Annotated in this window: 21 protein-coding genes; 2 read left to right on the forward strand and 19 right to left on the reverse strand. The window is 69.9% G+C overall.

Annotated features, from left to right (window positions below; translation table 11 throughout):
- From AOK15_RS46785 to AOK15_RS14820, 18 genes are all read right to left on the reverse strand, one after another.
- The coding region (locus tag AOK15_RS46785) for a Pro-rich N-terminal domain-containing protein (RefSeq protein WP_240508435.1) at positions 1-166 on the reverse strand (166 nt) is incomplete at its 3' end.
- 178 nt (positions 167-344) lie between these two features.
- Positions 345-1,436 (reverse strand): 3-dehydroquinate synthase, encoded by a 1,092-nt coding sequence (gene aroB, locus AOK15_RS14745; protein WP_055516752.1) that lies wholly within the window; start codon positions 1,434-1,436, stop codon positions 345-347.
- Positions 1,433-1,915, reverse strand: coding sequence for a shikimate kinase (locus AOK15_RS14750; RefSeq protein WP_107099412.1), 483 nt, complete (start codon positions 1,913-1,915; stop codon positions 1,433-1,435). The genes aroB and AOK15_RS14750 overlap by 4 nt, the downstream gene beginning before the upstream one ends.
- A gap of 32 nt (positions 1,916-1,947) precedes the next feature.
- Complete coding sequence (gene aroC / locus AOK15_RS14755; RefSeq protein WP_055516757.1) at positions 1,948-3,132, reverse strand: chorismate synthase; 1,185 nt, start codon at positions 3,130-3,132, stop codon at positions 1,948-1,950.
- Between the two features lie 178 nt (positions 3,133-3,310).
- The gene (locus AOK15_RS14760) at positions 3,311-3,769 is read right to left on the reverse strand and encodes a (2Fe-2S)-binding protein (RefSeq protein ID WP_055516759.1); all 459 of its coding nucleotides are present in this window, start codon (positions 3,767-3,769) and stop codon (positions 3,311-3,313) included.
- An 83-nt stretch (positions 3,770-3,852) separates the two neighbouring features.
- The gene (locus AOK15_RS14765; protein WP_338059902.1) at positions 3,853-5,307 is read right to left on the reverse strand and encodes a xanthine dehydrogenase family protein molybdopterin-binding subunit; all 1,455 of its coding nucleotides are present in this window, start codon (positions 5,305-5,307) and stop codon (positions 3,853-3,855) included.
- A 250-nt stretch (positions 5,308-5,557) separates the two neighbouring features.
- A complete protein-coding gene (locus AOK15_RS49000; RefSeq protein ID WP_338059903.1) occupies positions 5,558-6,061 on the reverse strand; it encodes a molybdopterin cofactor-binding domain-containing protein in 504 nt (167 codons plus the stop codon).
- 172 nt (positions 6,062-6,233) lie between these two features.
- Entirely contained in the window at positions 6,234-7,073 is an 840-nt protein-coding gene (locus tag AOK15_RS14770) for a shikimate dehydrogenase (protein ID WP_055516762.1), read from the reverse strand.
- The gene (mltG, locus tag AOK15_RS14775; RefSeq protein ID WP_079058493.1) at positions 7,070-8,878 is read right to left on the reverse strand and encodes an endolytic transglycosylase MltG; all 1,809 of its coding nucleotides are present in this window, start codon (positions 8,876-8,878) and stop codon (positions 7,070-7,072) included. The genes AOK15_RS14770 and mltG overlap by 4 nt, the downstream gene beginning before the upstream one ends.
- Before the next feature lie 124 nt (positions 8,879-9,002).
- Entirely contained in the window at positions 9,003-9,509 is a 507-nt protein-coding gene (gene ruvX / locus AOK15_RS14780; RefSeq protein ID WP_055516767.1) for a Holliday junction resolvase RuvX, read from the reverse strand.
- The gene (alaS, locus tag AOK15_RS14785; protein WP_055516769.1) at positions 9,506-12,178 is read right to left on the reverse strand and encodes an alanine--tRNA ligase; all 2,673 of its coding nucleotides are present in this window, start codon (positions 12,176-12,178) and stop codon (positions 9,506-9,508) included. The genes ruvX and alaS overlap by 4 nt, the downstream gene beginning before the upstream one ends.
- Entirely contained in the window at positions 12,178-12,552 is a 375-nt protein-coding gene (locus AOK15_RS14790; protein ID WP_055516771.1) for a hypothetical protein, read from the reverse strand. Before AOK15_RS14790 ends, alaS begins: the two co-directional genes overlap by 1 nt.
- A gap of 7 nt (positions 12,553-12,559) precedes the next feature.
- Positions 12,560-13,042, reverse strand: a complete 483-nt coding sequence (locus AOK15_RS14795; protein WP_107099411.1) for a DUF948 domain-containing protein — start codon at positions 13,040-13,042, stop codon at positions 12,560-12,562.
- A 153-nt stretch (positions 13,043-13,195) separates the two neighbouring features.
- The gene (gene rpsD, locus AOK15_RS14800; protein ID WP_055516776.1) at positions 13,196-13,810 is read right to left on the reverse strand and encodes a 30S ribosomal protein S4; all 615 of its coding nucleotides are present in this window, start codon (positions 13,808-13,810) and stop codon (positions 13,196-13,198) included.
- Positions 13,811-14,109: 299 nt separating this feature from the next.
- Positions 14,110-15,465, reverse strand: coding sequence for a replication-associated recombination protein A (locus tag AOK15_RS14805; RefSeq protein ID WP_055516778.1), 1,356 nt, complete (start codon positions 15,463-15,465; stop codon positions 14,110-14,112).
- 48 nt (positions 15,466-15,513) lie between these two features.
- The gene (locus AOK15_RS14810; protein WP_055516780.1) at positions 15,514-16,161 is read right to left on the reverse strand and encodes a vitamin K epoxide reductase family protein; all 648 of its coding nucleotides are present in this window, start codon (positions 16,159-16,161) and stop codon (positions 15,514-15,516) included.
- Positions 16,162-16,301: 140 nt separating this feature from the next.
- Entirely contained in the window at positions 16,302-17,564 is a 1,263-nt protein-coding gene (hisS, locus tag AOK15_RS14815) for a histidine--tRNA ligase (protein ID WP_055516782.1), read from the reverse strand.
- A 13-nt stretch (positions 17,565-17,577) separates the two neighbouring features.
- Positions 17,578-18,303, reverse strand: a complete 726-nt coding sequence (locus tag AOK15_RS14820) for an MBL fold metallo-hydrolase (RefSeq protein ID WP_055516783.1) — start codon at positions 18,301-18,303, stop codon at positions 17,578-17,580.
- A gap of 168 nt (positions 18,304-18,471) precedes the next feature.
- Between AOK15_RS14820 and AOK15_RS14825 the strand changes: the two genes are divergently transcribed.
- Positions 18,472-19,308, forward strand: coding sequence for a peptidylprolyl isomerase (locus AOK15_RS14825; protein WP_055516786.1), 837 nt, complete (start codon positions 18,472-18,474; stop codon positions 19,306-19,308).
- 135 nt (positions 19,309-19,443) lie between these two features.
- Positions 19,444-20,673 (forward strand): DUF349 domain-containing protein, encoded by a 1,230-nt coding sequence (locus AOK15_RS14830; protein ID WP_055516789.1) that lies wholly within the window; start codon positions 19,444-19,446, stop codon positions 20,671-20,673.
- Between the two features lie 79 nt (positions 20,674-20,752).
- On the opposite strand, the gene relA is transcribed toward AOK15_RS14830, so the two are convergent.
- Positions 20,753-23,076 (reverse strand): GTP pyrophosphokinase (gene relA / locus AOK15_RS14835; protein ID WP_055516791.1); only part of this gene is annotated, 2,324 nt, incomplete at its 5' end.

Below are 23,076 nucleotides of genomic sequence, written 5' to 3' on the forward strand. Positions count from 1 at the left end.
GCACGGGGTGGCTCGCGCCGGGGTGGCCCGCAGGGGTGGCGCCCGGTGCTCCCGGGTGCGGTGCGGCGGGGTGTCCCTGGTGGTTCGCCGTGGGCGACCAGGGGGTCGCCGGGTCCTGCCCCGGCCGGTGGGGCGGCGGCAGCGGAGCTCCCACTGCGTGCTGCATCCGATGCCACTCCGTCTCGTACAGTCACATCGACACTGGCGGGCGGGGCTGTCGGACCCCCGCCCTCACCGAACGGTACCGCCCCCGGCCGCCGTTTGGTGAACGGCCGGGGGCGTCCCGGAGTGCCCAAGTGGCCATGACCACAAGGCGAATCGGGCAAGAGCTGCCCGAAGGGGCGTTACTGGCCCACTTCGCCGTACGCGGCGAGGAGCACCGCGGGGTCGGGTCCCTCCAGGACGGTGGGCTTGGCCAGGCCGTCGAGGACGATGAAGCGCAACAGGTCGCCCCGGGACTTCTTGTCGACCTTCATGGTCTCCAGCAGCTTGGGCCACTGGTCGTAGCGGTAGTGCAGCGGCAGTCCGACGGACTCCAGGACCGTGCGGTGGCGGTCGGCGGTCGCGTCGTCCAACCGGCCCGCGAGACGGCCCAGTTCGGCGGCGAAGTGCATACCTACGGACACGGCCGCGCCGTGCCGCCACTTGTAGCGCTCGTTCTTCTCGATGGCGTGGGCGAGGGTGTGGCCGTAGTTGAGGATCTCGCGGCGGCCGGACTCCTTGAGGTCGCCGGAGACGACCTCGGCCTTGACCCGGATGGACCGTTCGATCAGCTCGGCCGTGTGCGGTCCGGCGGGCGTGCGGGCGGCCTGCGGGTCGGCCTCGATGAGGTCGAGGATGACCGGGTCGGCGATGAAGCCGGCCTTGATGATCTCGGCGAGCCCGGAGACATAGTCGTTGACCGGCAGCGAGTCGAGCGCGGCGAGGTCGCAGAGGACACCGGCGGGCGGGTGGAAGGAACCGACGAGGTTCTTGCCCTCGGCGGTGTTGATGCCGGTCTTGCCGCCGACCGCCGCGTCCACCATGGCGAGGACGGTGGTGGGGATGGCGATCCAGCGGACGCCGCGCAGCCAGGTCGCCGCCACGAATCCGGCGAGGTCCGTGGTGGCGCCGCCGCCGACGCCCACGATGACGTCGGTGCGGGTGAACCCGGACTGGCCGAGCGCCTTCCAGCAGTACGCGGCGACCTCGGCGGTCTTCGCCTCCTCCGCGTTGGGCACCTGGATGGCGACGGCCTCGTAGCCCTGCCCGGCCAGATCGGCACGCAGGGCCTCGGCGGTCTCGTCCAGCGCCTCGGGGTGGATCACCGCGACCCGCTTGGCCCGGTCGCCGATCAAGCCGCCCAGCTCACCGAGGAGTTGGCGGCCCACCAGGACCTCGTACGGCTCGGTGCCCGCCGTGCCGTCGACCTGGATCCGGGTCACTGTCTCGCTCATGCTTCCTTCAACTCCAGGGCGTTCAGGGCCGCTCGGGTGACTTCCTCGGGCGTGCGGCCGTCCGTGGGTACGACGGCCGTGGCGATCTCCTCGTACAGATGACGGCGGGCCTCCATCAACTCCCGCCACTGCTTGCGGGGGTTGACGGCGAGCAGCGGCCGCGCGGTGTTGAGGCCGGTGCGCTTGACCGCCTCCTCGACGTCCATCGAGAGATAGACGACGCGGTGCCCGGCGAGCAGGGCGCGGGTGTCCTGGTCGAGGATCGCGCCGCCGCCGAGGGCGAGGACCCCGTCGTGGGAGGCGAGCGCGGTGTGCACGGCCTGCTTCTCGATGGCGCGGAAGGCGGCCTCGCCCTCGTCGACGAAGATCTCCGCGATCGTGCGTCCCTGCGCGGCCACAATGTCGTCGTCGGTGTCGCGGTAGGCCACACCGAGCCGCTCGGCGAGCAGCTCTCCGACGGTGGACTTGCCGACCCCCATGGGGCCGACGAGAACGACCAGAGGCACCGGGCTCACCGGATCGCGAGGCTGTCGAGGTACGAGCGGACGTTGCGGCGGGTCTCGGTGACGCTGTCGCCGCCGAACTTCTCGGCCACCGCGTCGGCGAGGACCAGGGCGACCATGGCCTCGGCGACGATGCCGGCGGCCGGCACCGCACACACGTCGGAGCGCTGATGGTGGGCCTGAGCGGCCTCGCCGGTGGTGACGTCCACGGTCTGGAGCGCGCGCGGCACGGTCGCGATGGGCTTCATGGCGGCGCGCACGCGCAGCAGCTCGCCCGTGGACAGGCCGCCCTCGGTGCCGCCGGAGCGGCCGGTGGCCCGCTTGATGCCCTGGTCGGTGGCGAGGATCTCGTCGTGCGCCTTGGAGCCCGGCACCCGGGCCAGGTCGAAGCCGTCGCCGACCTCGACGCCCTTGATCGCCTGGATGCCCATCAGCGCGGCGGCGAGCCGGGCGTCGAGGCGGCGGTCCCAGTGCACGTGCGAGCCGAGGCCCACCGGCACGTCGTAGGCCAGCACCTCGACGACGCCGCCGAGCGTGTCGCCGTCCTTGTGGGCCTGGTCGATCTCGGCGACCATCGCCTTCGAGGCGTCCGCGTCGAGGCAGCGCACCGGGTCGGCGTCCAGCTTCTCGACGTCGGCGGGGGTCGGGTACACGCCGTAGGGAGCCTTCGCGGCGGCCAGCTCGACGACGTGGCTGACGATCTCGATCCCGGCGGTCTCCTTGAGGTACGACCGGGCCACGGCGCCGAGGGCGACACGGGCGGCGGTCTCCCGGGCGGAGGCCCGCTCCAGGACCGGCCGGGCCTCGTCGAAGCCGTACTTCTGCATGCCGGCCAGGTCGGCGTGGCCGGGGCGGGGCCGGGTCAGCGGGGCGTTGCGGGCGAGGCCGGCGAGGATCTCGGGGTCGACCGGGTCGGCCGACATGACCTGCTCCCACTTGGGCCACTCGGTGTTGCCGACCATGATCGCCACCGGCGAGCCCATGGTCAGCCCGTGCCGCACACCGCCGAGGAACGTGATCTCGTCGCGCTCGAACTTCATCCGGGCACCGCGTCCATAGCCGAGGCGCCGACGGGCCAGGTGATCCGCCACCATCTCCGTGGTGATCGGCACGCCGGCGGGAAGGCCCTCCAGCGTCGCGACAAGTGCGGGACCGTGGGACTCCCCCGCGGTCAGCCAGCGCAACCTGCTCAACGGTGCTCCTCAGTCTCGCGCCCTGGTACTGCGTCCTGCCTGCGTGTACGCGCGTCCTCGCGTACGGCGACGGCTACCGGGTGCGCGGCCCCGGCCCGCCACCTCCGATCCTCCCACGTCCGGGCGCACAACCCGGCCGCAGGTCCATCAGGCGGACGCGCCGATGGGCACCCGCCCGTCACCCCATCTTCGCCGCCGCGCTCTTGATCGCCTCCCGGATGCGGAAGTACGTGCCGCAGCGGCAGACGTTCGCGATCTCGTCGATGTCGGCGTCGGTGGGGTTCCGCGTGCGCTTCAGGAGGGCGACGGCGGCCATGATCTGTCCGGGCTGGCAGTAGCCGCACTGGGCGACGTCCTGCTCCAGCCACGCCTCCTGGACGGGGTGCAGCTCCTCGCCGTCCGCGAGGCCCTCGATGGTGGTGACGCGGCGGCCGCCGGCCTCGGACACCGACACCACGCAGGGCCGGACCGCCTCGCCGTCGAGGTGGCTGGTGCAGGCCTTGCAGACGTCGATGCCGCAGCCGTACTTCGGGCCGTGGATGCCGAGCAGATCGCGCAGCGCCCACAGCAGGGGCAGGTCGTCGGGGGCTTCGACGGTGACGGTCTCGCCGTTGACGGTGAAGGTGTGGGAAGGCACGGGCGGGCTCCTGAACAGGGGATACGGGGCGCAGGGGCGCCAGGGGGTACGGGGTGCCGGGCGAGGGTCGGCGCGTCGGCGCCTCAGCGGGGAAAGGGCGTGAAGTCGACGTCGAAGGTGACGGGGAAGCTGCGCGGCCTGGTGCCGGTGGCGCGCGCGTAGGCATTGGCGACGGCGCCTACAGCCGCCGGGACGCCGAGTTCGCCGGCGCCGCCGGGTTCGTCGCCGCCCTCGATGACATGGATCGGTACGTCCTTCGGGCAGTCCTTCTGGCGCGCGTAGTGGAACTGGGAGTGGCTGCCTTCGAGCGGCAGCCCCGTGTCGATGTGGAGTCCGGCCCGCAGGGTGGTGGAGATGGCGTCGGTGAGCCCGCCGAGCAGCTGGGCCTCCAGTCCGCGCGGGTTGACGACCCGGCCGACGTCGGCCGCGACGACCGCCTTGGTCACCCTGGGTTTCCTCGGGTCGGTGGCGTCGATCTCGACCAGGCAGGCCGTACAGGACTTGTACTCGTCGTGGAAGCCGACGCCCTGGGCCCGGCCGTCGGGCAGGTCACGCCCCCACTCCCCCTCCTCTGCGACCTTGTCCAGCACGGCCCGCTGCCGCGCGGTCCTGAGAAACTCCCGCCGGAACGCCACCGGGTCCTTGCCGAGCCGCGCCGCCAGTTCGTCGACGACGATCTCCTCGGCCCCGCGGGTGTTGGCCGAGTACACCGAGCGCCATGACCCGGTGTGCATCGGGATCGACACCTCGGTGAGCGTCTGGGTGGTGATCCCGAAGTGGTACGGGGACTTCACGGTGGTCAGGAACAGGGTCTGGGCGAAGGTCGCGTTGCCGATCCCGGCGGGCAGGCTCGCCGCGGCGGCGGTGAGGGCGTCACCGAGTCCGTGCCGGAAGTCCGTCTCGACGGCGGCGACCCGGTGTTCGAAGGTGAGCACCTGCCCGGCGGCGTAGGTCGCGCGGATCCGGTGGTGGGTGGCGGGCCGCATCCGTCCGTGCCTCATGTCGTCGATCCGTGACCACATCAGCCGCACGGGCCGTCCGCTCTTCTTCGACACCACGGCGGCCTCCAGCGCCGCGTCGTGGAAGAGTCGGCGCCCGAAGGAGCCACCCGCCTGCACCACGTGCACCGTGACCTTGGAGACCGGCAGGTCGACGGCCTCGGCGATGGCGGCCCAGGCGGCGATCGGCGACTTGAGCCCCGACCAGACCTCGGCCCGGTCCGCCCGTACGTCCGCGACCGCCGAGTTCGTCTCCAGCGGGGCGTGACTGGCGAAGGTGAAGTCGAACTCGCCCTCCACCTTCTTCACCAACAACCCGAGCACATCCAGCGAGGGCGTCGCCGCCTTCAGCTTCGCGCGGATGTCCTGGTCGGACAGCGCGTCGACGGTACCGGGCCCCCAGGTGACATCGAGCGCCTCCTTGCCGTCGAGGGCCTGGCCGAACGTCTCCGCCACGACGGCCACCCCCGTGTCGATGGTCACCACGTCGAGCACGCCCGACATGGCCCGTACGGCGGCCTCGTTGTTGACCGCCTTCACGGTGCCGTTGATGGTCGGGCGGCCTGCGGACCATGCACGGCTTGGCGCCGGGCACGTCGAGGTCGAGGGTGTACGCCTGCTTGCCGGTGACGAGGGCGCGGGCGTCGATCCGGGAGGTCGGGGTGCCGACGAGGGTGTGCTCGGACTCCTTCTTGGGGGTCACGGTGAGCGAGCCGAGGTCGAGGGAGGCTGCGGCCGCGGACAGTGAGCCGTAGGGGGCGGTGCGGCCGTCGGGCGCCACCACGACACCTCAGCGCACCGTCAAGTCCTCGTCGGCCAGACCCCATTGCTTCGCGGCGGCCCGAACGAGCCTGGTCCGTGCGGCCGCCGCGGTGTGGCGCACCGGGTCGTACAGGGAGCGGACGGTGTTGGAGCTGCCGGTGAGCTGGTTGAACAGCAACTCGGGCCGGGCGTCGTCCAGTCGCACCCGGACATGGTCGAGCGGTGTGTCCAGCTCCTCCGCGACGAGCATCGCCACGGCCGTGGTGAGCCCCTGCCCCACCTCTTCCCGCGGCAGCCGGAAGTGGACGAGCCCCTCCTCGTCGACGCCGAGCACCAGCATGTTCGCGGTGGGCGCTCCCGCGAGGATCAGCAGGTCGCCGAGGTCCACCAGGTCCGCCGGTGCGGGCGGCGTCGCAATGGCCGCGTCGGCGGCGCCGGGGGCGCAGGCGTCGAGCCCGATCCTCGTCGCGACCGCGAGGGTGGGCGCCGCCACCAGACAGGTGAGGAACCCGCGCCGAGAGTGACGTGACATGACGACTCCGTTCAGCGCCCCGCCGCCGTCGCCGGGCCGCCTCGCGATGGTCGCGCCGGGTTACCCCTCGGTACAGACCCTTCACCGGATCAGCACCCGCCGGTGGGCGGACCCCCACGTGGCCCACGCCCACGGGGCCCGCGCGGAGCAACCGCGGAGGCGGCGGGGTGGGCTAGCCCCGCTCGGCCAGGGCCCGCTCGCCCGCCTGGCGCATCGCGCCCACCGGGGCGGCCTTGCAGCCGGTCATCTGCTCGACCTGGAGAACCGCCTGGTGGACCAGCAGGTCGAGCCCGCTGACCACGGCACCGCCGTACGCGGACCAGCGCGCCGCCAGCTCCGTGGGCCAAGGGTGGTACAGCACGTCGAACAGCGTCGTCGGCCGCTCCGGCACGGCCCCGGACAGTACGTCCGTGGCCCCGGCCGGCGTCGTGGCGATCACCAGCGGAGCGCTCAGCGCCTGCTCGGCGTCCGCCCAGTCGGCCGTCCGCACCTCGACGTCCAGCCGCTCGCCCCACTGCCGCATCTCGGCGGCCCGGGCGTCGCTGCGTACGTACGCCACGACCTCACCGGTGCAGATCCGCGCGAGCGCGGCCAGCGCGGACGACGCGGTGGCCCCGGCGCCGAGGATCGCGGCGGACTCGACCTGCTCGATACCGCGCTCCCGCAGGGCGGCGACCATGCCCGGAATGTCGGTGTTGTCACCGATCCGCCGCCCGTCCTCGCCGAACACCAGCGTGTTGACCGCCTCCACCGACATCGCCGTCTCGCTGATCTCGTCCAGCAGCGGCATGACGGCCCGCTTCAGCGGCATCGTCAGCGACAGCCCCGCCCACTCACCCCCGAGCTGCTCGACGAACGCGGGCAGCGCCTCCTCGTCCACCTCGAACCGGTCGTACGTCCAGACGGTGAGCCCGAGTTCGGCGTAAGCGGCACGGTGCAGCACGGGAGAGAGCGAGTGAGCGATCGGCGAACCGAGCACGGCGGCACGGTGCTTGCTGGTGGTGCGGCTCATTGTTCGTTCTGCGCTTCCTGGTACTTCCTGCGGTTCCGGTTGTGCTCTTCGTTGGTCACGGCGAACAACGTCTCGTCCTCGCTGATGGAGACGAAGTAGTACCAGTCGCCCTTGGCGGGCTTGAGGGCTCCCCCGATCGCCTCGTCACCGGGATTTCCGATCGGCCCGGGTGGCAGCCCCTTGATCTTGTATGTGTTGTACGGATCGTCGATCCGCCGCAGCGAGTCGACCGACCCGGTCGCCAGCTTGGATTCACCGCGCAGGTAATTCACCGTGGAGTCGAAGTCGAGCAGACCGAAGGTCTCCTGGTTGGTCGGCTCCAGCCGGTTGTAGACGACGCGCGCGATCTTCTTGTAGTCCTTCTTGTTGTTCCCCTCGGCCTGGACCAGGCTCGCCACGGTGAGCACCTGAAGCGGGCTTTCCAGCTTGAGGGCCTCGGCCTTGTCCTTCAGGTCGAACTGCTCGTACTTCGCCTTGGCGAGGTCGACCATTTCCTTGAGGACATCCTTGGGCTTCATGTCCTTGGAGACCGGATAGGTGGATGGGTAGAGGAATCCTTCCAGCGGATCCTTGATGTCCTCGTTGTCGTTCGCCCACTCGGGAAGGCCGAGCTTCGACCATTCCTTCTCGGCGACGTCGGCGGTGGTGCCCTTCTTGACCCCGAGTTCCTTGTCGATCAGGACGTAGATCTCGGCGTTCCGTAGACCTTCCTGGACGGTGAAGTTGTTCTGGCTCTTGGGGTCGAGCATCAGGGCAAGGGCACTCTTGGCGGACATCTCCTTCTTGAGGACGTAAACACCCACCTGGATCTGCGGTTTCGAGGGATCCTCCGCCAGTGCGGTGGTGAACGCCTCCACGCTCGCGACGACCCCCGCCGCTTTCAGCCTCTGCCCGATCACCGAGCCGAATTCGCCCTTGCCGACCGCGATCGTGACGGTCTCGTTCGTGCCGGATCCCTCGTAATCGGGAGCCTCGGCGAAACGGCTTTGGTAGAACTGGTACCCGAAGTAGCTGACGCCCGCGAAACCACCGCCGAGGACCACGACGACGACCAGGCAGGCAAGACCGCTGCGGCGCTTCTTGCCGCCCTTGCCCGACTTTCCCGACTTGCCCCCGCGGCCTTTGCGTTCGCTCCGGCTGCCGCGCTCCTCGGCTTCGTCGTCATCGTCCTCCGCGCCCCCCGCGAAGAACGCGAGCTCGCCCTGGTCCGGTCCGGGGTCCCAGTCGGTGCGCTCGCCGGCCTGCTGCTCGGGCTCGGGCTCAGCCGGTGGCGTCGGCGCGGGTGCCGGTTCCGCGGCGCGACGGGACGGCGGCTCCGGCGGCGGGTACGCGTCGGGTGTGCCGTAGAAGTCCTGCTGACCGCCGCCGTAGGCCGCCGCCTGCTGCTGCCCGTACGGGTCGGAGGGGTCGGGGGTGTAGGCGCCCTGCGCGTGCTGGTGCGAGCCGTTCGCCCAGCCGCCGTCGGCCTGGCCGTAGTGCTGCTGGTCATGGCCGGGGTACTGCTGCTGGTGCTGGTGCTGGTGCTGGTGCGGGCCGGGATACTGCTGCTGTCCCGGATCGCCGTACTCCTGCTGGTACTGCTGCTGGGCGTAGGCGTCCTGCTGGCCGTCGCCCCAACCACCGTTGCCGTTGCCGTCGGCGTACTGCTGGTACTGCTGCTGCTCGGGGTAGTGCTGCTGTGGCTGGCCGCCGTAGGGGGCCTGCTGGCCCACCGGGGCCTGCTGCCCGCCCCATCCGCCGTCCCCGTACAACGGGTCGTCCGGATGCCACGGTTCGGAGCCTGGGCCCCGGCCATACTCAGTCATCGATCCCCTAGAGCCGCGAGGCGGCGGTCACGCGGGGCTTGTGGCTCGGCTTTCGTCCCCGCCTCTTTCTGTGCGGAGGCTGTTCGAAGGCCGCCGCATCGCGCGGAACGTTACCGTATCGCGATCAGTGGCCCACTTCGACGCCCTCGCCCGGAGCTTTGCCTGACATCCGTTCGGATTCCAACGCCTGTTGCAGGATGATCACGGCCGCTGCCTGGTCGATGACCGACCTGCCCTTCTTGGATTTCACACCCGAGGCACGCAGTCCTTGACCGGCCGTCACCGTGGTCATCCTCTCGTCGATGAGTCTGACCGGAACGGGCGCGATCATGCGGGCCAACTCCTGGGCGAAGCCCCGTACCTTGACTGCCGCCGGACCCTCTCCGCCTTTCAGAGAGCGTGGCAGCCCGACGATTACCTCGATAGGTACGTATTCGTCGACCAGTTGTCTCAATCGTCGCTGAGCCGCCGGGACATCGCGTCCGGGAACCGTCTCGACCGGGGTGGCGAGGATCCCGTCGGGGTCGCAGGAGGCGACCCCGATACGGGCGTCCCCGACGTCGATCGCGAGGCGACGGCCACGGCGCAGGGCCGGACCGTCACCTTCGCTCGTGTGATCCGTGGTGCTCACTTGGCCGTCTCGGTGACCAGGCGCTCGACCGCGTCCACGGCCTCGCCGATGGCGGCCGGGTTCTGGCCACCGCCCTGGGCGACGTCCGGCTTGCCGCCGCCACCGCCGCCGAGGGTCTTGGCGGCGGTGCGGACCAGGTCGCCGGCCTTCAGACCCCGCTCGCGGGCGGCCTCGTTGGTGGCGATGACCGTCAGCGGCTTGCCGTTCGCCGTGGTGAACAGGGCGACCACGGCGGCCCGGCCGCCCTGGATGCGTCCGCGCACGTCGAGCACCAGCTTGCGGAGGTCGTCGGCGGTCGTGCCGTCCGGGACCTGGCCGGTCACCAGGGCAACACCGCGAACGTCCTTGGCGGACTCGGCGAGACCGGCGGCGGCCTGCAGCACCTTCTCGGCGCGGAACTTCTCGATCTCCTTCTCGGCGTCCTTCAGCTTGCCGAGCATGGCGGAGACCTTCTCCGGGAGCTCCTCCGGGCGGCCCTTGATCAGCTCCTGGAGCTGGGCGACGACCGTGTGCTCACGGGCGAGGAAGTTGTAGGCGTCGACACCGACGAGCGCCTCGATACGGCGCACACCGGAGCCGATGGAGGACTCGCCGAGCAGCTTGACCAGGCCGAGCTGCGAGGTGTTGTGGACGTGCGTGCCGCCGCACAGCTCCTTGGAGAAGTCGCCGATGGTGACGACACGGACGCGGTCGCCGTACTTCTCGCCGAACTCGGCGATGGCGCCCTGCTTCTTGGCCTCGTCGATGCCCATGATCTCGGCGTGGACGTCGAGGTCGCGGGCGAGCACCTCGTTGATCTTCTGCTCGACGTCGGTCATCACGGCCGTCGGAACGGCGGACGGGGAGCCGAAGTCGAAGCGGAAGCGGCCGGGCTGGTTCTCGGAACCGGCCTGGGCGGCCGTCGGGCCGAGGGCGTCTCGCAGGGCCTGGTGGGTGAGGTGGGTGGCCGAGTGGGCGCGGGCGATGGCCGTACGGCGACGGCCGTCGATCGAGGCCTGGGCCTTGGCACCGACGGTCACCTCGCCGACCTGGACGACGCCCTTGTGGACGTAGACGCCCGGGACCGGCTTCTGGCAGTCGCGGATCTCGATCACGGCACCGGAGTCGACCTTGATCCGGCCGGTGTCGCCGATCTGGCCGCCGCCCTCGGCGTAGAACGGGGTGCGGTCGAGGACGATCTCGACCTCGTCACCCTCGGTGGCGGCGGGCGAGGAGAGACCGTCGACGAGGATGCCGACGACGGTGGACTCGCCCTCGGTGTCCGAGTAGCCGATGAACTCGGTCTCGCCGGCGGCGTCGGCGATCTCGCGGTAGGCGCCGAGGTCGGCGTGGCCGGTCTTCTTGGCGCGGGCGTCGGCCTTGGCGCGGTCCCGCTGCTCCTTCATCAGGCGGCGGAAGCCGTCCTCGTCCACGGAGAGGCCCTGCTCGGCGGCCATCTCCAGAGTGAGGTCGATCGGGAAGCCCCAGGTGTCGTGGAGCAGGAACGCCTTGTCACCGGAGAGAACCTGGCCGCCGGCCTGCTTGGTCTCGGTGACGGCGGTGTCGAGAATGTTGGTGCCGCCCTTGAGGGCCTTGAGGAAGGCGGCCTCCTCGGCGAGGGCCACCGTCTCGATGCGCTTGCGGTCGGTGACGAGCTCCGGGTACTGCTGGCCCATCATGCCGATGACGACGTCGATGAGGTCCTGGACGACGGGGCCGGTGGCGCCGAGCAGACGCATGTTGCGGATGGCGCGGCGCATGATGCGGCGCAGGACGTAGCCGCGGCCCTCGTTGCCGGGGGTGACGCCGTCACCGATGAGCATCACGGCGGTGCGGATGTGGTCGGTGACCACACGCAGGGAGACGTCGGAGTCCTTGGCGTCGCCGTAGCGGACGCCGGTCAGCTCGGTGGCCTTGTCGATGACGGCCATGGAGGTGTCGATCTCGTACATGTTCTGCACGCCCTGCAGAATCATGGCGAGACGCTCCAGGCCGAGGCCCGTGTCGATGTTCTTGCTGGGCAGCTCGCCGAGGATCTCGAAGTCCTCCTTCGAGGTGCCCTCGCCGCGCTCGTACTGCATGAAGACCAGGTTCCAGATCTCCACGTACCGCTCGTCGTTGACGGCCGGGCCGCCCTCGACGCCGAACTCGGGGCCGCGGTCGTAGTTGATCTCGGAGCACGGGCCGCAGGGGCCGGGGACGCCCATGGACCAGTAGTTGTCCTTCATGCCGAGGCGCTGGATGCGCTCCTTGGGCACGCCGATCTGCTCGTGCCAGATGCGCTCGGCCTCGTCGTCGTCCTTGTAGACGGTGATCCAGAGCTTCTCCGGCTCCAGGCCGTAACCACCCTTGTCCTGGGAGCTGGTGAGCAGCTCCCAGGCGTGCTTGATGGCGCCTTCCTTGAAGTAGTCGCCGAAGGAGAAGTTGCCGCACATCTGGAAGAACGTGCCGTGCCGGGTGGTCTTGCCGACCTCTTCGATGTCCGGCGTACGGACGCACTTCTGCACGCTGGTGGCGCGGGCGAAGGAGGGCTTGACCTCACCGAGGAAGTACGGCTTGAAGGGGACCATGCCCGCGTTGACCAGGAGCAGAGTCGGGTCGTCCGCGATGAGCGACGCCGAAGGGACAACGGTGTGACCGCGCTCCTCGAAGAAGCTCAACCAGCGGCGACGAATCTCGGCCGACTCCATCAGTGGTCCTCATTCCGGTTGTACGGGTACGACGAGTTGTCGACGTACCTCGGATTCCTGCTGTACTTCGGGGTGTTGCTGTTCTCGATGGCGACGACGCGCCGGGGGGCCGGGAGTTCCGGAAGGTGATCGGGGTTGGCCTCGATACCAAGGGCCTCGCCCAGTTCGGCCTCCCGCTGGGCCATGTTGTCGCGGACGTCGAGCGCGAAGCCGACCGCCCGGTCCTTGAGCTTGTGGCCCGCCTCGATCGCCTTGTTCGCAGCCTGGGTGGCGAGGTGTTCGGGCGTGAGCTGCTTCAGCTTGCGGTTGACCTTGGTGGTCGCCCACACTCCGGCGGCGACACCGGTGGTGAACCAGAACGTACGGCGGAACATCGCTCGGTCAGTCCTTCTTTCCACGGGTGCTGCGCTTGCTCCGACGAGCCCCCGGGACCGTGCGGCCCACGATCACCGTACGCCGCTGGTCCCCAGGGGCCTCGCCTTCGCGGCGGCCGCCCATGGCCCGGCGCACGCCGTAGCCGAAGGCGGCGACCTTGACAAGGGGGCCGCCGAAGGTGGAGGCGACGGTGGTGGAGAGCGCCGAGGCGTTCGACGTGACCTCCTGGACGTCGGACGCGATGGCGTCGACCCGGTCGATCTGGGTCTGCGCGGAGCGGACGGCGATGGAGGCGTCGGCGAGCAGGGGGACGGCCTGGTCGGTCACGTCCGCGACGAGTTTGGTGGTCGCCTTGAGCGTCTGGGTCAGCCTCACCAGCGCGACGGCGAGGAAGGAGACCAGGATCGCCCAGAAGACGGCCACCAGGATCCCGGCCACCTCTCCACCGGACACTGTGTGCCACCCGCTCCCTGAGACATGCCTGAACATCGAGAAGTCGTGTCCCGAGCCTATCGCGCCGGGGCGGTCACTCCGAACCGTATTAAGGCCCACCGCAGAAGGCGAGAGCCCGCCGTCCCGCCCGCCGTAAGAGGCGGGAGGACGACGGGCTGACGCGTGGTCCGTACTACGTCCGTCGAAGGATCAACGGGCGTAGTACTCGACGACGAGCTGCTCGTCGCAGATGACCGGGACTTCCTTGCGGTTGGGCTCGCGGTCCAGGCGGAACGCCAGGGCCTTGAGGTTCACCTGGAGGTAGCGCGGGGTCTCGCCGTCCGCGGCGAAGCCACCCTCGCGGGCGACCTCGAACAGCGGCTTCTGACGGCTGCGCTCACGGACCATGACGACGTCGTCCGGCTTGACACGGAAGGACGGCTTGTCGACCTTCTGGCCGTTGACCTCGATGTGGCCGTGGACGACCATCTGGCGGGCCTGGTAGATCGTGCGGGCGATGCCCGAACGCAGGACCAGCGCGTCGAGACGGCGCTCGAGCTCGATGATCAGGGCCTCACCGGTCTTGCCCTGGACCTTGGACGCACGCTCGTAGGCGCGGACGAGCTGGCGCTCGGACACGTCGTACTGCGCGCGCAGACGCTGCTTCTCGAGCAGACGGACCTTGTAGTCCGAGTTCTGCTTGCGGCCGCGGCCGTGCTCGCCCGGCGGGTAGGGACGGGCCTCGAAGTACTTGACGGCCTTCGGGGTCAGCGCGATGCCGAGGGCACGCGACTTCTTGACCTTGGGGCGGGACTGGTTCGCCACTGTTTTTCCTTTTCCTGTATCGGCTGCCTCAGGGTTACGGGAGGTCGCATCCGCAGCCGGGGATTCCCGTCAGGTCCACGAGGGACTTCCGGGCAGCCGCTCCCTGGTCTGGGCACATACGTGCAGCACACGAACGGCCCACCGACCGGTCCCGGGAATCCGGGTGGTGGTGGGCGGCCCGCGACACCTACGACGGTGCGCGACGCTCCTGGATCCGAGGATCCGGCTGGTTGTCCCGCCTGAGGCGCCGACCGGAGCCGGACACGGGACGCAGCACTGAAGGGCAGTCTACAGGGGCTTCAGGACTGCTTCCGACCGAGGCGCTTCCTGGTCCACTCCACGGCGTCCGCGTACCGGGCCTCGGCCCCGTGACGGGTCGGGGTGTAGTAGGCGCGGTCCTTCAGGGCGTCCGGTGCGTACTGCTGGGCGGCGATGCCCTCGGGCAGGTCGTGCGGGTACACGTACCCCTGGGCGTGGCCGAGCTTGGCCGCGCCCTTGTAGTGGCCATCCCGCAGATGAGGTGGCACCGACCCGGCCAGCCCCTTGCGGACGTCCTCCAGGGCGGCGCCGATGGCGGTGGTCGCCGCGTTCGACTTGGGGGCGAGGGCGAGGGCGATGGTGGCATGGCTGAGGGTGAGCGCCGCCTCCGGGAAGCCGATCATGGCGACGGCCTGCGCGGCGGCGACGGCTATGGGCAGGGCGTTCGGGTCGGCGAGACCGATGTCCTCGCTGGCGGAGATCATCAGACGGCGGGCGATGAAGCGAGGGTCCTCGCCTGCCTCGATCATGCGGGCCAGGTAGTGCAGCGCGGCGTCGACGTCCGAGCCGCGGATGGACTTGATGAGGGCGCTGGCCACGTCGTAGTGCTGGTCGCCGTCGCGGTCGTACTTCACGGCGGCCCGGTCGACGGTCTCCTCCAGGGTCGTCAGGCCGATCTCCCGCTCCCCCTTGTCGAGGGCGGCGCCGGCCGCGGCCTCCAGGGCGGTCAGCGCGCGCCGGGCGTCGCCGCCGGCGATCCGCAGGAGGTGGGCCTCGGTGTCCTCGGGGAGGGTGACGGCACCCTTGAGGCCGCGTTCGTCGGCGAGGGCCCGCCGGAGGAGGCCGCGCACGTCGTCGTCGGTGAGGGGTTCGAGGGTGAGGAGCAGGGAGCGGGACAGCAGGGGGGAGATCACCGAGAAGTACGGGTTCTCCGTGGTCGCGGCGATCAGGGTGACCCAGCGGTTCTCGACGGCCGGGAGGAGGGAGTCCTGCTGGGCCTTGCTGAAGCGGTGGATCTCGTCGAGGAAGAGGACGGTCTCCTTGCCGAAGCCGCCGGTGGCGCGGCGGGCGCCGTCGATGACCGCGCGGACCTCCTTGACGCCGGCGGTGATCGCGGAGAGCTCCACGAAGCGCTTGTTGGTGGCCTTGGACACGACGTACGCGAGGGTCGTCTTGCCGGTGCCGGGCGGACCCCAGAGGATCACCGAGGAGGGGCCTGCGGGTCCGCCGCCGGACTCGCCGACCAGTCTGCGCAGGGGCGAGCCGGGCTTCAGCAGATGCTGCTGGCCCACGACCTCGTCGAGGGTGCGCGGACGCATCCGCACGGCCAGGGGGCTGGCGGCCGGGTCCTTCTCCTGGCGTTCTTCGGCGGCGGCGGTGAACAGATCTGGCTCCACACTTCCGGAGCCTACGTCAGAGGTACGACACTCCCCGCCGCGACCGGGTCACGCCCAGAGGTTGGCGCCCCAGCGGGTCAGGATCAGCATGCCGATGATGCCCACGTGGGTGACCGGCAGAACCCAGGTGAACTCGCCGAGGAACCGCTTCAGCCAGCCGGGGGCGGGCAGGAAGTCGTGGCGGACGTTGAACGAGGTCACGTACCAGAACATGGCGATCGTCGCGACCCAGGCCAGCGAGCACCACAGGCACAGCGCGTTGATCCGGTACAGGGACTGGAACTGCAGCCAGGTGCAGAAGGCGACGCCGAAGAGGGTGCCGCCGTTGAGGGTCAGCCAGTACCAGCGGGGGAAGCGGGCGCGGGCGAGCAGGCTCATGCCGACGCAGATGACGATGCCGTAGGCGACGAGGCCGAGCATCGGGTTGGGGAAGCCGAAGACGGAGGCCTGCTTGCTCTCCATGACGCTGCCGCAGGAGACGACCGGGTTCAGGCTGCACCCGGGCGTGAACGTCTCGCCCGCGACCTTGGCTTCGAGGATCTTGAACTTGTCGATCGTGATGACCCACGCGGCAAGCAGTCCGGCCGCGCCGGTGAGCACCAACAGGACCGCGAAGGCACGACTGGCGCCGACCGTGCGCGGGGGGTCGTCGTGTTCCGGTTCCATGGAGACGTCCCTGACTGTCGTCTTGCTCATCACGTCGTATCCGTAGCTTCGAAGGGGCCTCTGGGGCACGGTCATTGTGCCGTACACCCTCGCGCGTCCACCGTTCGCTGGACGTAAATGTCGCCCCCGTCGCCCTGATCGGGCGACGGGGGCGGCATCGGCTTGACCACTCAGCCCAGTCGGGCTTCCAGCTCGGCCACGATCTCGTTCACGCCGACCGCCACCTGCTCGCCGGACTCCATGTCCTTGAGCTGGACGACACCTTCGGCGAGGTCCCGCTCCCCCGCGACGATCGCGTAGCGGGCGCCGCTCCGGTTGGCGTTCTTCATCGCGCCCTTGAGCCCCTTCCCGCCGTACGAGAAGTCGGCCGCGATGCCCACCTTGCGCAACTCGGTGACTTTGGCGAACAGGACGCGCCTGGCCTCCTCGCCGAGCGGGACGGCGAACACGCTGGTGGAGGAGGGGAGTTCGAGCTCGACACCCTCCGCTTCCAGGGCGAGGACCGTGCGGTCGACACCGAGGGCCCAGCCCACGGACGGCAGCGCGGGGCCGCCGATCATCTCGGACAGACCGTCGTAGCGGCCGCCACCGCCCACCGCGGACTGCGAGCCGAGGCCGTCGTGGACGAATTCGAAGGTCGTGCGCGTGTAGTAGTCAAGGCCGCGGACCAGCTTGGGGTCGTCCTCGAAGGAGACGCCCGCCGCCGTGATCAGCTCGCGCACCTCCTCGTGGTACGCCTTGCAGGCGTCGCACAGGTAGTCACGCAGCAGCGGGGCGTCACCGAGCTGCTTCTGTACCGACTCTCGCTTGTCGTCGAGGACGCGGAGCGGGTTGATGTCCGCGCGGCGCAGCGTGTCCTCGTCGAGGTCCAGGCCCCGCAGGAACTCCTGCAGCGCGGCCCGGTAGACGGGACGGCACTCCTTGTCCCCCAGGCTGTTCAGCAGGATGCGGAAGTTCCTGAGACCGAGCGCGCGGTACGCCTGGTCGGCCAGGATGATCAACTCGGCGTCCAGCGCCGGGTCCTCGGCCCCGATGGCCTCGGCGCCGACCTGCGAGAAGTGGCGGTAGCGGCCCGCCTGCGGGTTCTCGTAGCGGTAGTACGAGCCCGAATACCAGAGCTTGACGGGGAGGTTGCCCTGGCGGTGGAGGTTCGCCTCCAGGGTGGCGCGCAGTACGGAGGCGGTGCCTTCGGGGCGCAGGGCCAGCTTGTCCCCGCCCTTCGTCTCGAAGGCGTACATCTCCTTGGTCACAATGTCGGTCGACTCGCCGACGCCGCGCGCGAACAGCTCCACGTTCTCGAAGCCGGGAGTCTCGACGTAGCCGTACCCGGAGTTGCGCAGGGGCCCGGCGATGGCCTCACGCACCGCGAGAAACTTGGCGGAGCGGGGCGGCAGCAGGTCGTACGTGCCCTTGGGGGCCTGGAAGGTACTCACGGAAGGTCTCTCGTCACATTCCTCGTCGGGGAGGGGTCGTCGGACCCGCACCGCGTTCTTGGCGGCCTGAGGCCGCCAACTGCCGCAGATACGGGTTCGTGGCGCGCTCCTGGCCGATGGTCGTCTGGGGGCCGTGGCCGGACAGCACCACGGTCGAGTCGTCGAGCGGCAGGCACACGCGGGCCAGCGAGTCGAGCATCTCGGCCATGTCACCGCCGGGCAGGTCGGTGCGTCCGATGGAGCCGGCGAAGAGCAGATCCCCGGAGAAGAACACGGAGGGGATCTCCGTGGTCTCGGGCATCCGGAAGGTCACCGACCCCTTCGTATGGCCGGGCGCGTGCGCGACGGACAGCTCCAGACCGGCCAGCTCCAGCTTCGAGCCGTCGGTCAGCTCCTTGACGTCGCCGGGCTCGCCGATGGTCAGCTCGCCCATGAGCGGCATGCCGATGGAGCGGCCGAGCGCCTTCTCGGGGTCGCTCATCATGTACCGGTCCTCGGGGTGGATCCACGCCGGTACGTCGTGCGCGCCGCACACCGGGACGACCGAGGCCACATGGTCGAGGTGGCCGTGGGTGAGGACGACGGCGACGGGCTTGAGCCGATGCTTCTTCAGCGTCTCCTCGACTCCCTGGGTGGCCTGGTGGCCCGGGTCGATGATCACGCACTCCTCACCGGCGGCGGGGGCGACCAGATAACAGTTGGTCCCCCAGGCCCCGGCGGGGAACCCGGCAATGAGCACGATCGTCCTTCTTGTGTCGTACGAGGGGTGGGTTGCTGTGGATCAGAGCCTACCGGCGCTGCCGTTTCCTCAGCGAACCCATATACGGTACGGGTCACACACAATCAGTCGGCTCACGAGACGCGCGACGCACCCGTCGACGTACGAGACGCATAGGGAGAGAACCCGGTGGTCAGCCAGGAGCAGCGGCGGCGTCAGCTCGCCCGGGAGAAGTTCTTGCGGCAGCAGCAGCGACGTACCCAGGCACGGCGCAAGGCACATGTCCGCAACGCCGTGATCGCCTCGGTCCTCGGCGTGATCCTGGTGGGCAGCGTGGCGCTGTACACGACCGACGTCCTCAAGGGCGACGACAAGAAGGACAACGCGAGCGCGGAGGTGTCGCCGAGCGCGTCGCCCAGCAAGGCGCCGGATCCGTGCGAGAAGCCGGCCGCGGGCAAGGTGAAGGAACTCACCTTCAAGAAGGAACCCGCGATCACCATCGACAAGACCGCGAAGTACACGATGGACCTGCAGACGACGTGCGGCGCCATCGGGATAACGATGGACGCGGCGAAGGCCCCGCACACCGTCAACTCGTTCGACTTCCTGGTGAACAAGGGCTACCTGGACCACACCAAGTGCCACCGTCTCACCACGCAGGGCATCTACGTGCTCCAGTGCGGTGACCCGAAGGGCACCGGCATGGGCGGCCCCGGGTACACGATCCCGGACGAGAACCTGAAGGACTCGCGTCTGAAGGGCAACTCGTACCCGGCGGGCACGGTCGCGATGGCGAACCAGTTCAACGCGCAGACCGGCGAGGGCAAGAACAGCGGCGGCAGCCAGTTCTTCCTGGTGTTCCAGGACAGCCCGCTGCCGGCCAACTACACCCCGTTCGGCACGGTCACCAAGGACGGCATGAAGGTCCTGAAGAAGATCGCCGACGCGGGTGAGAACACGGGCATGGGTGATGGGACGCCCAACGCGACCGTGGTGATCAACAAGGCGACTGTCAAGAAGTCCTGACCGCCACCAGCGAAATTTCGGTCGCGCGGGATGCGGACAGGCAACCCGCCGGTCGCCTATGTTGGCCGTGACGAAACTGTGGACGATGCCCGGGGGAGCCAAGGCCCCCCGCCGGCATCATGTGGAGGAGGCGCTGTGAGCAGCGACCCGTGGGGCCGCGTCGACGAGACGGGGACCGTGTACGTGCGTACGGCCGACGGCGAGCAGGTCGTCGGTTCCTGGCAGGCCGGCTCCCCCGAGGAGGCGCTGACCTACTTCGAGCGCAAGTACGAGGGCCTGGTCGTCGAAATCGGCCTCCTCGAGAAGCGGGTGAAGACCACCGACCTGTCGGCGAAGGACGCCCAGGCCGCGATCGACCACATTCGCGAGCAGGTGGACGCGCATCACGCGGTCGGCGACCTGGACGCGCTCAAGGTGCGGCTGGACAAGCTCGTCGAGACGGTCGAGGCGCGCCGTGAGGAGCGCAAGCAGCAGCGGGCGAAGCAGTCCGACGAGGCGCGGCACGCCAAGGAGGCGCTGGTCACCGAGGCGGAGGAGCTGGCGCAGTCGGACCAGTGGCGGGCGGCCGGTGAGCGGCTGCGCGCCCTGGTGGACACCTGGAAGGGCCTGCCGCGGCTCGACCGGAAGTCCGACGACGAGCTGTGGCACCGCTTCTCGCACGCCCGCTCGGCGTTCTCCAAGCGCCGCAAGGCCCACTTCGCGCAGCTCGACGCTCAGCGCGAGGACGCCCGCAAGACGAAGGAGAAGCTGGTCGCCGAGGCCGAGGCGCTGTCGAACTCGACGGACTGGGGCCCCACGGCCGCGCGCTATCGCGAGCTGATGGCCGACTGGAAGGCGGCGGGCCGCGCCCAGCGCGAGCACGAGGACGACCTGTGGAACCGCTTCCGCGGTGCCCAGGACGTGTTCTTCGCCGCCCGCAGCTCGGTGTTCGCCGAGCGTGACGCCGAGCAGTCGGAGAACCTCAAGCTCAAGGAGGAGCTGGCCGGCGAGGCGGAGAAGATCCTTCCGGTGACGGACCTGAAGGCGGCCCGAGCGGCCTTCCGCTCCGTCAACGAGCGGTGGGAGGCCATCGGCCATGTGCCGCGCGACGCCCGCCCGAAGGTGGAGGGCCGGATGCACGCGGTCGAGCGGGCCATCCAGGAAGCCGAGGAAGCGGAGTGGCGCCGGACGAACCCGGAGGCCCGCGCCCGCGCGGCCGGTCTCACGGGCCAGCTCCAGGCCGCCGTGGACAAGCTGAAGGGCCAGATCGAGCAGGCCCGCGCCCAGGGCAACAACGCCAAGGCCGACAAGCTCCAGCGTGAGCTGGACGGCCGCCAGGCGCTGCTGGACCAGGCGCTGAAGGGTCTCCAGGAGTTCGGCGGCTGACGCCGCGTGCTCAACGACGAGTGAGGGGCTCCCGTACGGTGCGTACGGGAGCCCCTCACTCGTTTCCGGTCCGACCGGGTCAGCCGGGCCTGCGCGCCGACGTCACCCGGTAGACGTCGTAGACGCCCTCCACTCCCCTGACGGCCTTCAGGACGTGGCCCAGGTGCTTCGGGTCGCCCATCTCGAAGGTGAAGCGGGAGGTGGCGACACGGTCGCGGGAGGTCTGGACGGCCGCCGACAGGATGTTGACGTGCTGGTCGGACAGGACGCGGGTGACGTCCGACAGCAGCCGGGAGCGGTCCAGGGCCTCGACCTGTATGGCGACGAGGAAGACCGAGGACTGGGTGGGCGCCCACTCGACCTCGAGGATGCGCTCGGGTTCACGGGACAGCGACTCGACGTTGACGCAGTCGTTGCGGTGGACCGAGACGCCGCTGCCGCGGGTGACGAAGCCGATGATGGGGTCGCCGGGGACGGGGGTGCAGCAGCGAGCGAGCTTGACCCAGACGTCATCGACGCCCTTGACGACGACACCGGGGTCGTTGCTGCCGCGCCGCTTGCGGCGGCTGCGGGTGGGCGGGACCGACTCGTCGATCTCCTCGGTGGCCGCCTCCTCGCCGCCGAGTGCCTGGACGAGCTTCTGCACGACGCTCTGCGCGGAGACATGGCCCTCGCCTATGGCGGCGTACAGCGCGGAGATGTCCGGGTAGCGCATCTCGTGCGCGAGGGTGACCAGGGAGTCGCCGGTGAGGATGCGCTGGATCGGCAGGTTCTGCTTGCGCATGGCGCGGACGATGGCGTCCTTGCCCTGCTCGATGGCCTCGTCGCGGCGCTCCTTGGAGAACCAGGCGCGGATCTTGTTGCGGGCGCGGGGCGACTTGACGAAGCCGAGCCAGTCGCGGGAGGGGCCCGCGCCGGCCGCCTTGGAGGTGAAGACCTCCACCAGGTCGCCGTTGTCGAGGGTGGATTCGAGGGGCACCAGGCGGCCGTTGACGCGGGCGCCTATGGTGCGGTGGCCGACCTCGGTGTGCACCGCGTACGCGAAGTCGACCGGGGTGGCGCTGGCCGGCAGCGCTATGACGTCGCCCTTGGGGGTGAAAACGAAGACCTCGTTGCGGGAAAGGTCGAAGCGCAGGGACTCCAGGAACTCGCCGGGGTCCTCCGTCTCCTTCTGCCAGTCCAGCAGCTGGCGCAGCCACGCCATGTCGTTGAGGTGGTCGTCCTTGCCGGTGGCCCGCGGAGCGTCCGAGCGCACCTTGGAGGCGCCGGCGACGGCCTCCTGCTTGTACTTCCAGTGGGCGGCGATGCCGTACTCGGCGCGGCGGTGCATGTCGAACGTACGGATCTGGAGTTCGACGGGCTTGCCGTTGGGCCCGATGACCGTCGTGTGCAGCGACTGGTACATGTTGAACTTGGGCATCGCGATGTAGTCCTTGAACCGCCCCGGAACCGGGTTCCAGCGGGCGTGGACGGTGCCCAGCGCCGCGTAGCAGTCGCGGACGGTGTCCACCAGGACGCGGATGCCGACCAGGTCGTAGATCTCCGCGAAGTCACGGCCGCGGACGATCATCTTCTGGTAGACGCTGTAGTAGTGCTTCGGGCGGCCGGTGACGGTCGCCTTGATGCGGGCCGCGCGGAGGTCCTGCTGCACCTCGTCGGTCACTATGGCGAGGTACTCGTCGCGCTTGGGGGCCCGCTCGGCGACGAGGCGGACGATCTCGTCGTACATCTTGGGGTAGAGGATCGCGAAGGCGAGGTCCTCCAGTTCCCACTTGATGGTGTTCATGCCCAGGCGGTGGGCGAGCGGCGCGTAGATCTCCAGGGTCTCGCGCGCCTTCTTCTCCTGCTTCTCGCGCTTGAGGTAGCGCATGGTGCGCATGTTGTGCAGGCGGTCGGCGAGCTTGATGACCAGGACGCGGGGGTCCTTGGCCATGGCGACGACCATCTTGCGCACGGTCTCGGCCTGGGCGGCCTCGCCGAACTTGACCTTGTCCAGCTTGGTGACGCCGTCCACGAGGAGGGCGACGGAGTCGCCGAAGTCGCGGCGGAGCTGGTCGAGGCCGTACTCGGTGTCCTCGACCGTGTCGTGCAGCAGACCCGCCATCAAGGTCGCCGGATCCATGCCCAGCTCGGCGAGGATCGTGGTCACCGCCAGGGGGTGGGTGATGTACGGGTCGCCGCTCTTGCGCTTCTGGCCACGGTGCCAGCGCTCGGCGACCTGGTAGGCCTTCTCGATCTGGCGGAGCGTCGACGTCTCGATCTTCGGGTCGTTGCTGCGCACGATCCGCAGCAACGGCTCCAGGACCGGGTTGTACGGATTGGAGCGCTGCACGCCGAGCCGGGCGAGGCGGGCGCGGACGCGGTTGGAGGAGCCGGAGCGGGCGGGCTGGCCGGGGGTGACGG

Source organism: Streptomyces ossamyceticus, from assembly GCF_001418475.1.
GTDB classification, from domain to species: domain Bacteria; phylum Actinomycetota; class Actinomycetes; order Streptomycetales; family Streptomycetaceae; genus Streptomyces; species Streptomyces ossamyceticus.

Coding starts and splice junctions, on each gene's coding strand:
- aroB (WP_055516752.1), bottom strand. CDS start 1,436: ATGAGCGAGACAGTGACCCGGATCCAGGTCGACGGCACGGCGGGCACC.
- AOK15_RS14750 (WP_107099412.1), bottom strand. CDS start 1,915: ATGGGGGTCGGCAAGTCCACCGTCGGAGAGCTGCTCGCCGAGCGGCTC.
- AOK15_RS49000 (WP_338059903.1), bottom strand. CDS start 6,061: ATGTCACGTCACTCTCGGCGCGGGTTCCTCACCTGTCTGGTGGCGGCG.
- AOK15_RS14770 (WP_055516762.1), bottom strand. CDS start 7,073: ATGAGCCGCACCACCAGCAAGCACCGTGCCGCCGTGCTCGGTTCGCCG.
- mltG (WP_079058493.1), bottom strand. CDS start 8,878: ATGACTGAGTATGGCCGGGGCCCAGGCTCCGAACCGTGGCATCCGGAC.
- alaS (WP_055516769.1), bottom strand. CDS start 12,178: ATGGAGTCGGCCGAGATTCGTCGCCGCTGGTTGAGCTTCTTCGAGGAG.
- AOK15_RS14790 (WP_055516771.1), bottom strand. CDS start 12,552: ATGTTCCGCCGTACGTTCTGGTTCACCACCGGTGTCGCCGCCGGAGTG.
- AOK15_RS14795 (WP_107099411.1), bottom strand. CDS start 13,042: ATGTTCAGGCATGTCTCAGGGAGCGGGTGGCACACAGTGTCCGGTGGA.
- AOK15_RS14810 (WP_055516780.1), bottom strand. CDS start 16,161: ATGAGCAAGACGACAGTCAGGGACGTCTCCATGGAACCGGAACACGAC.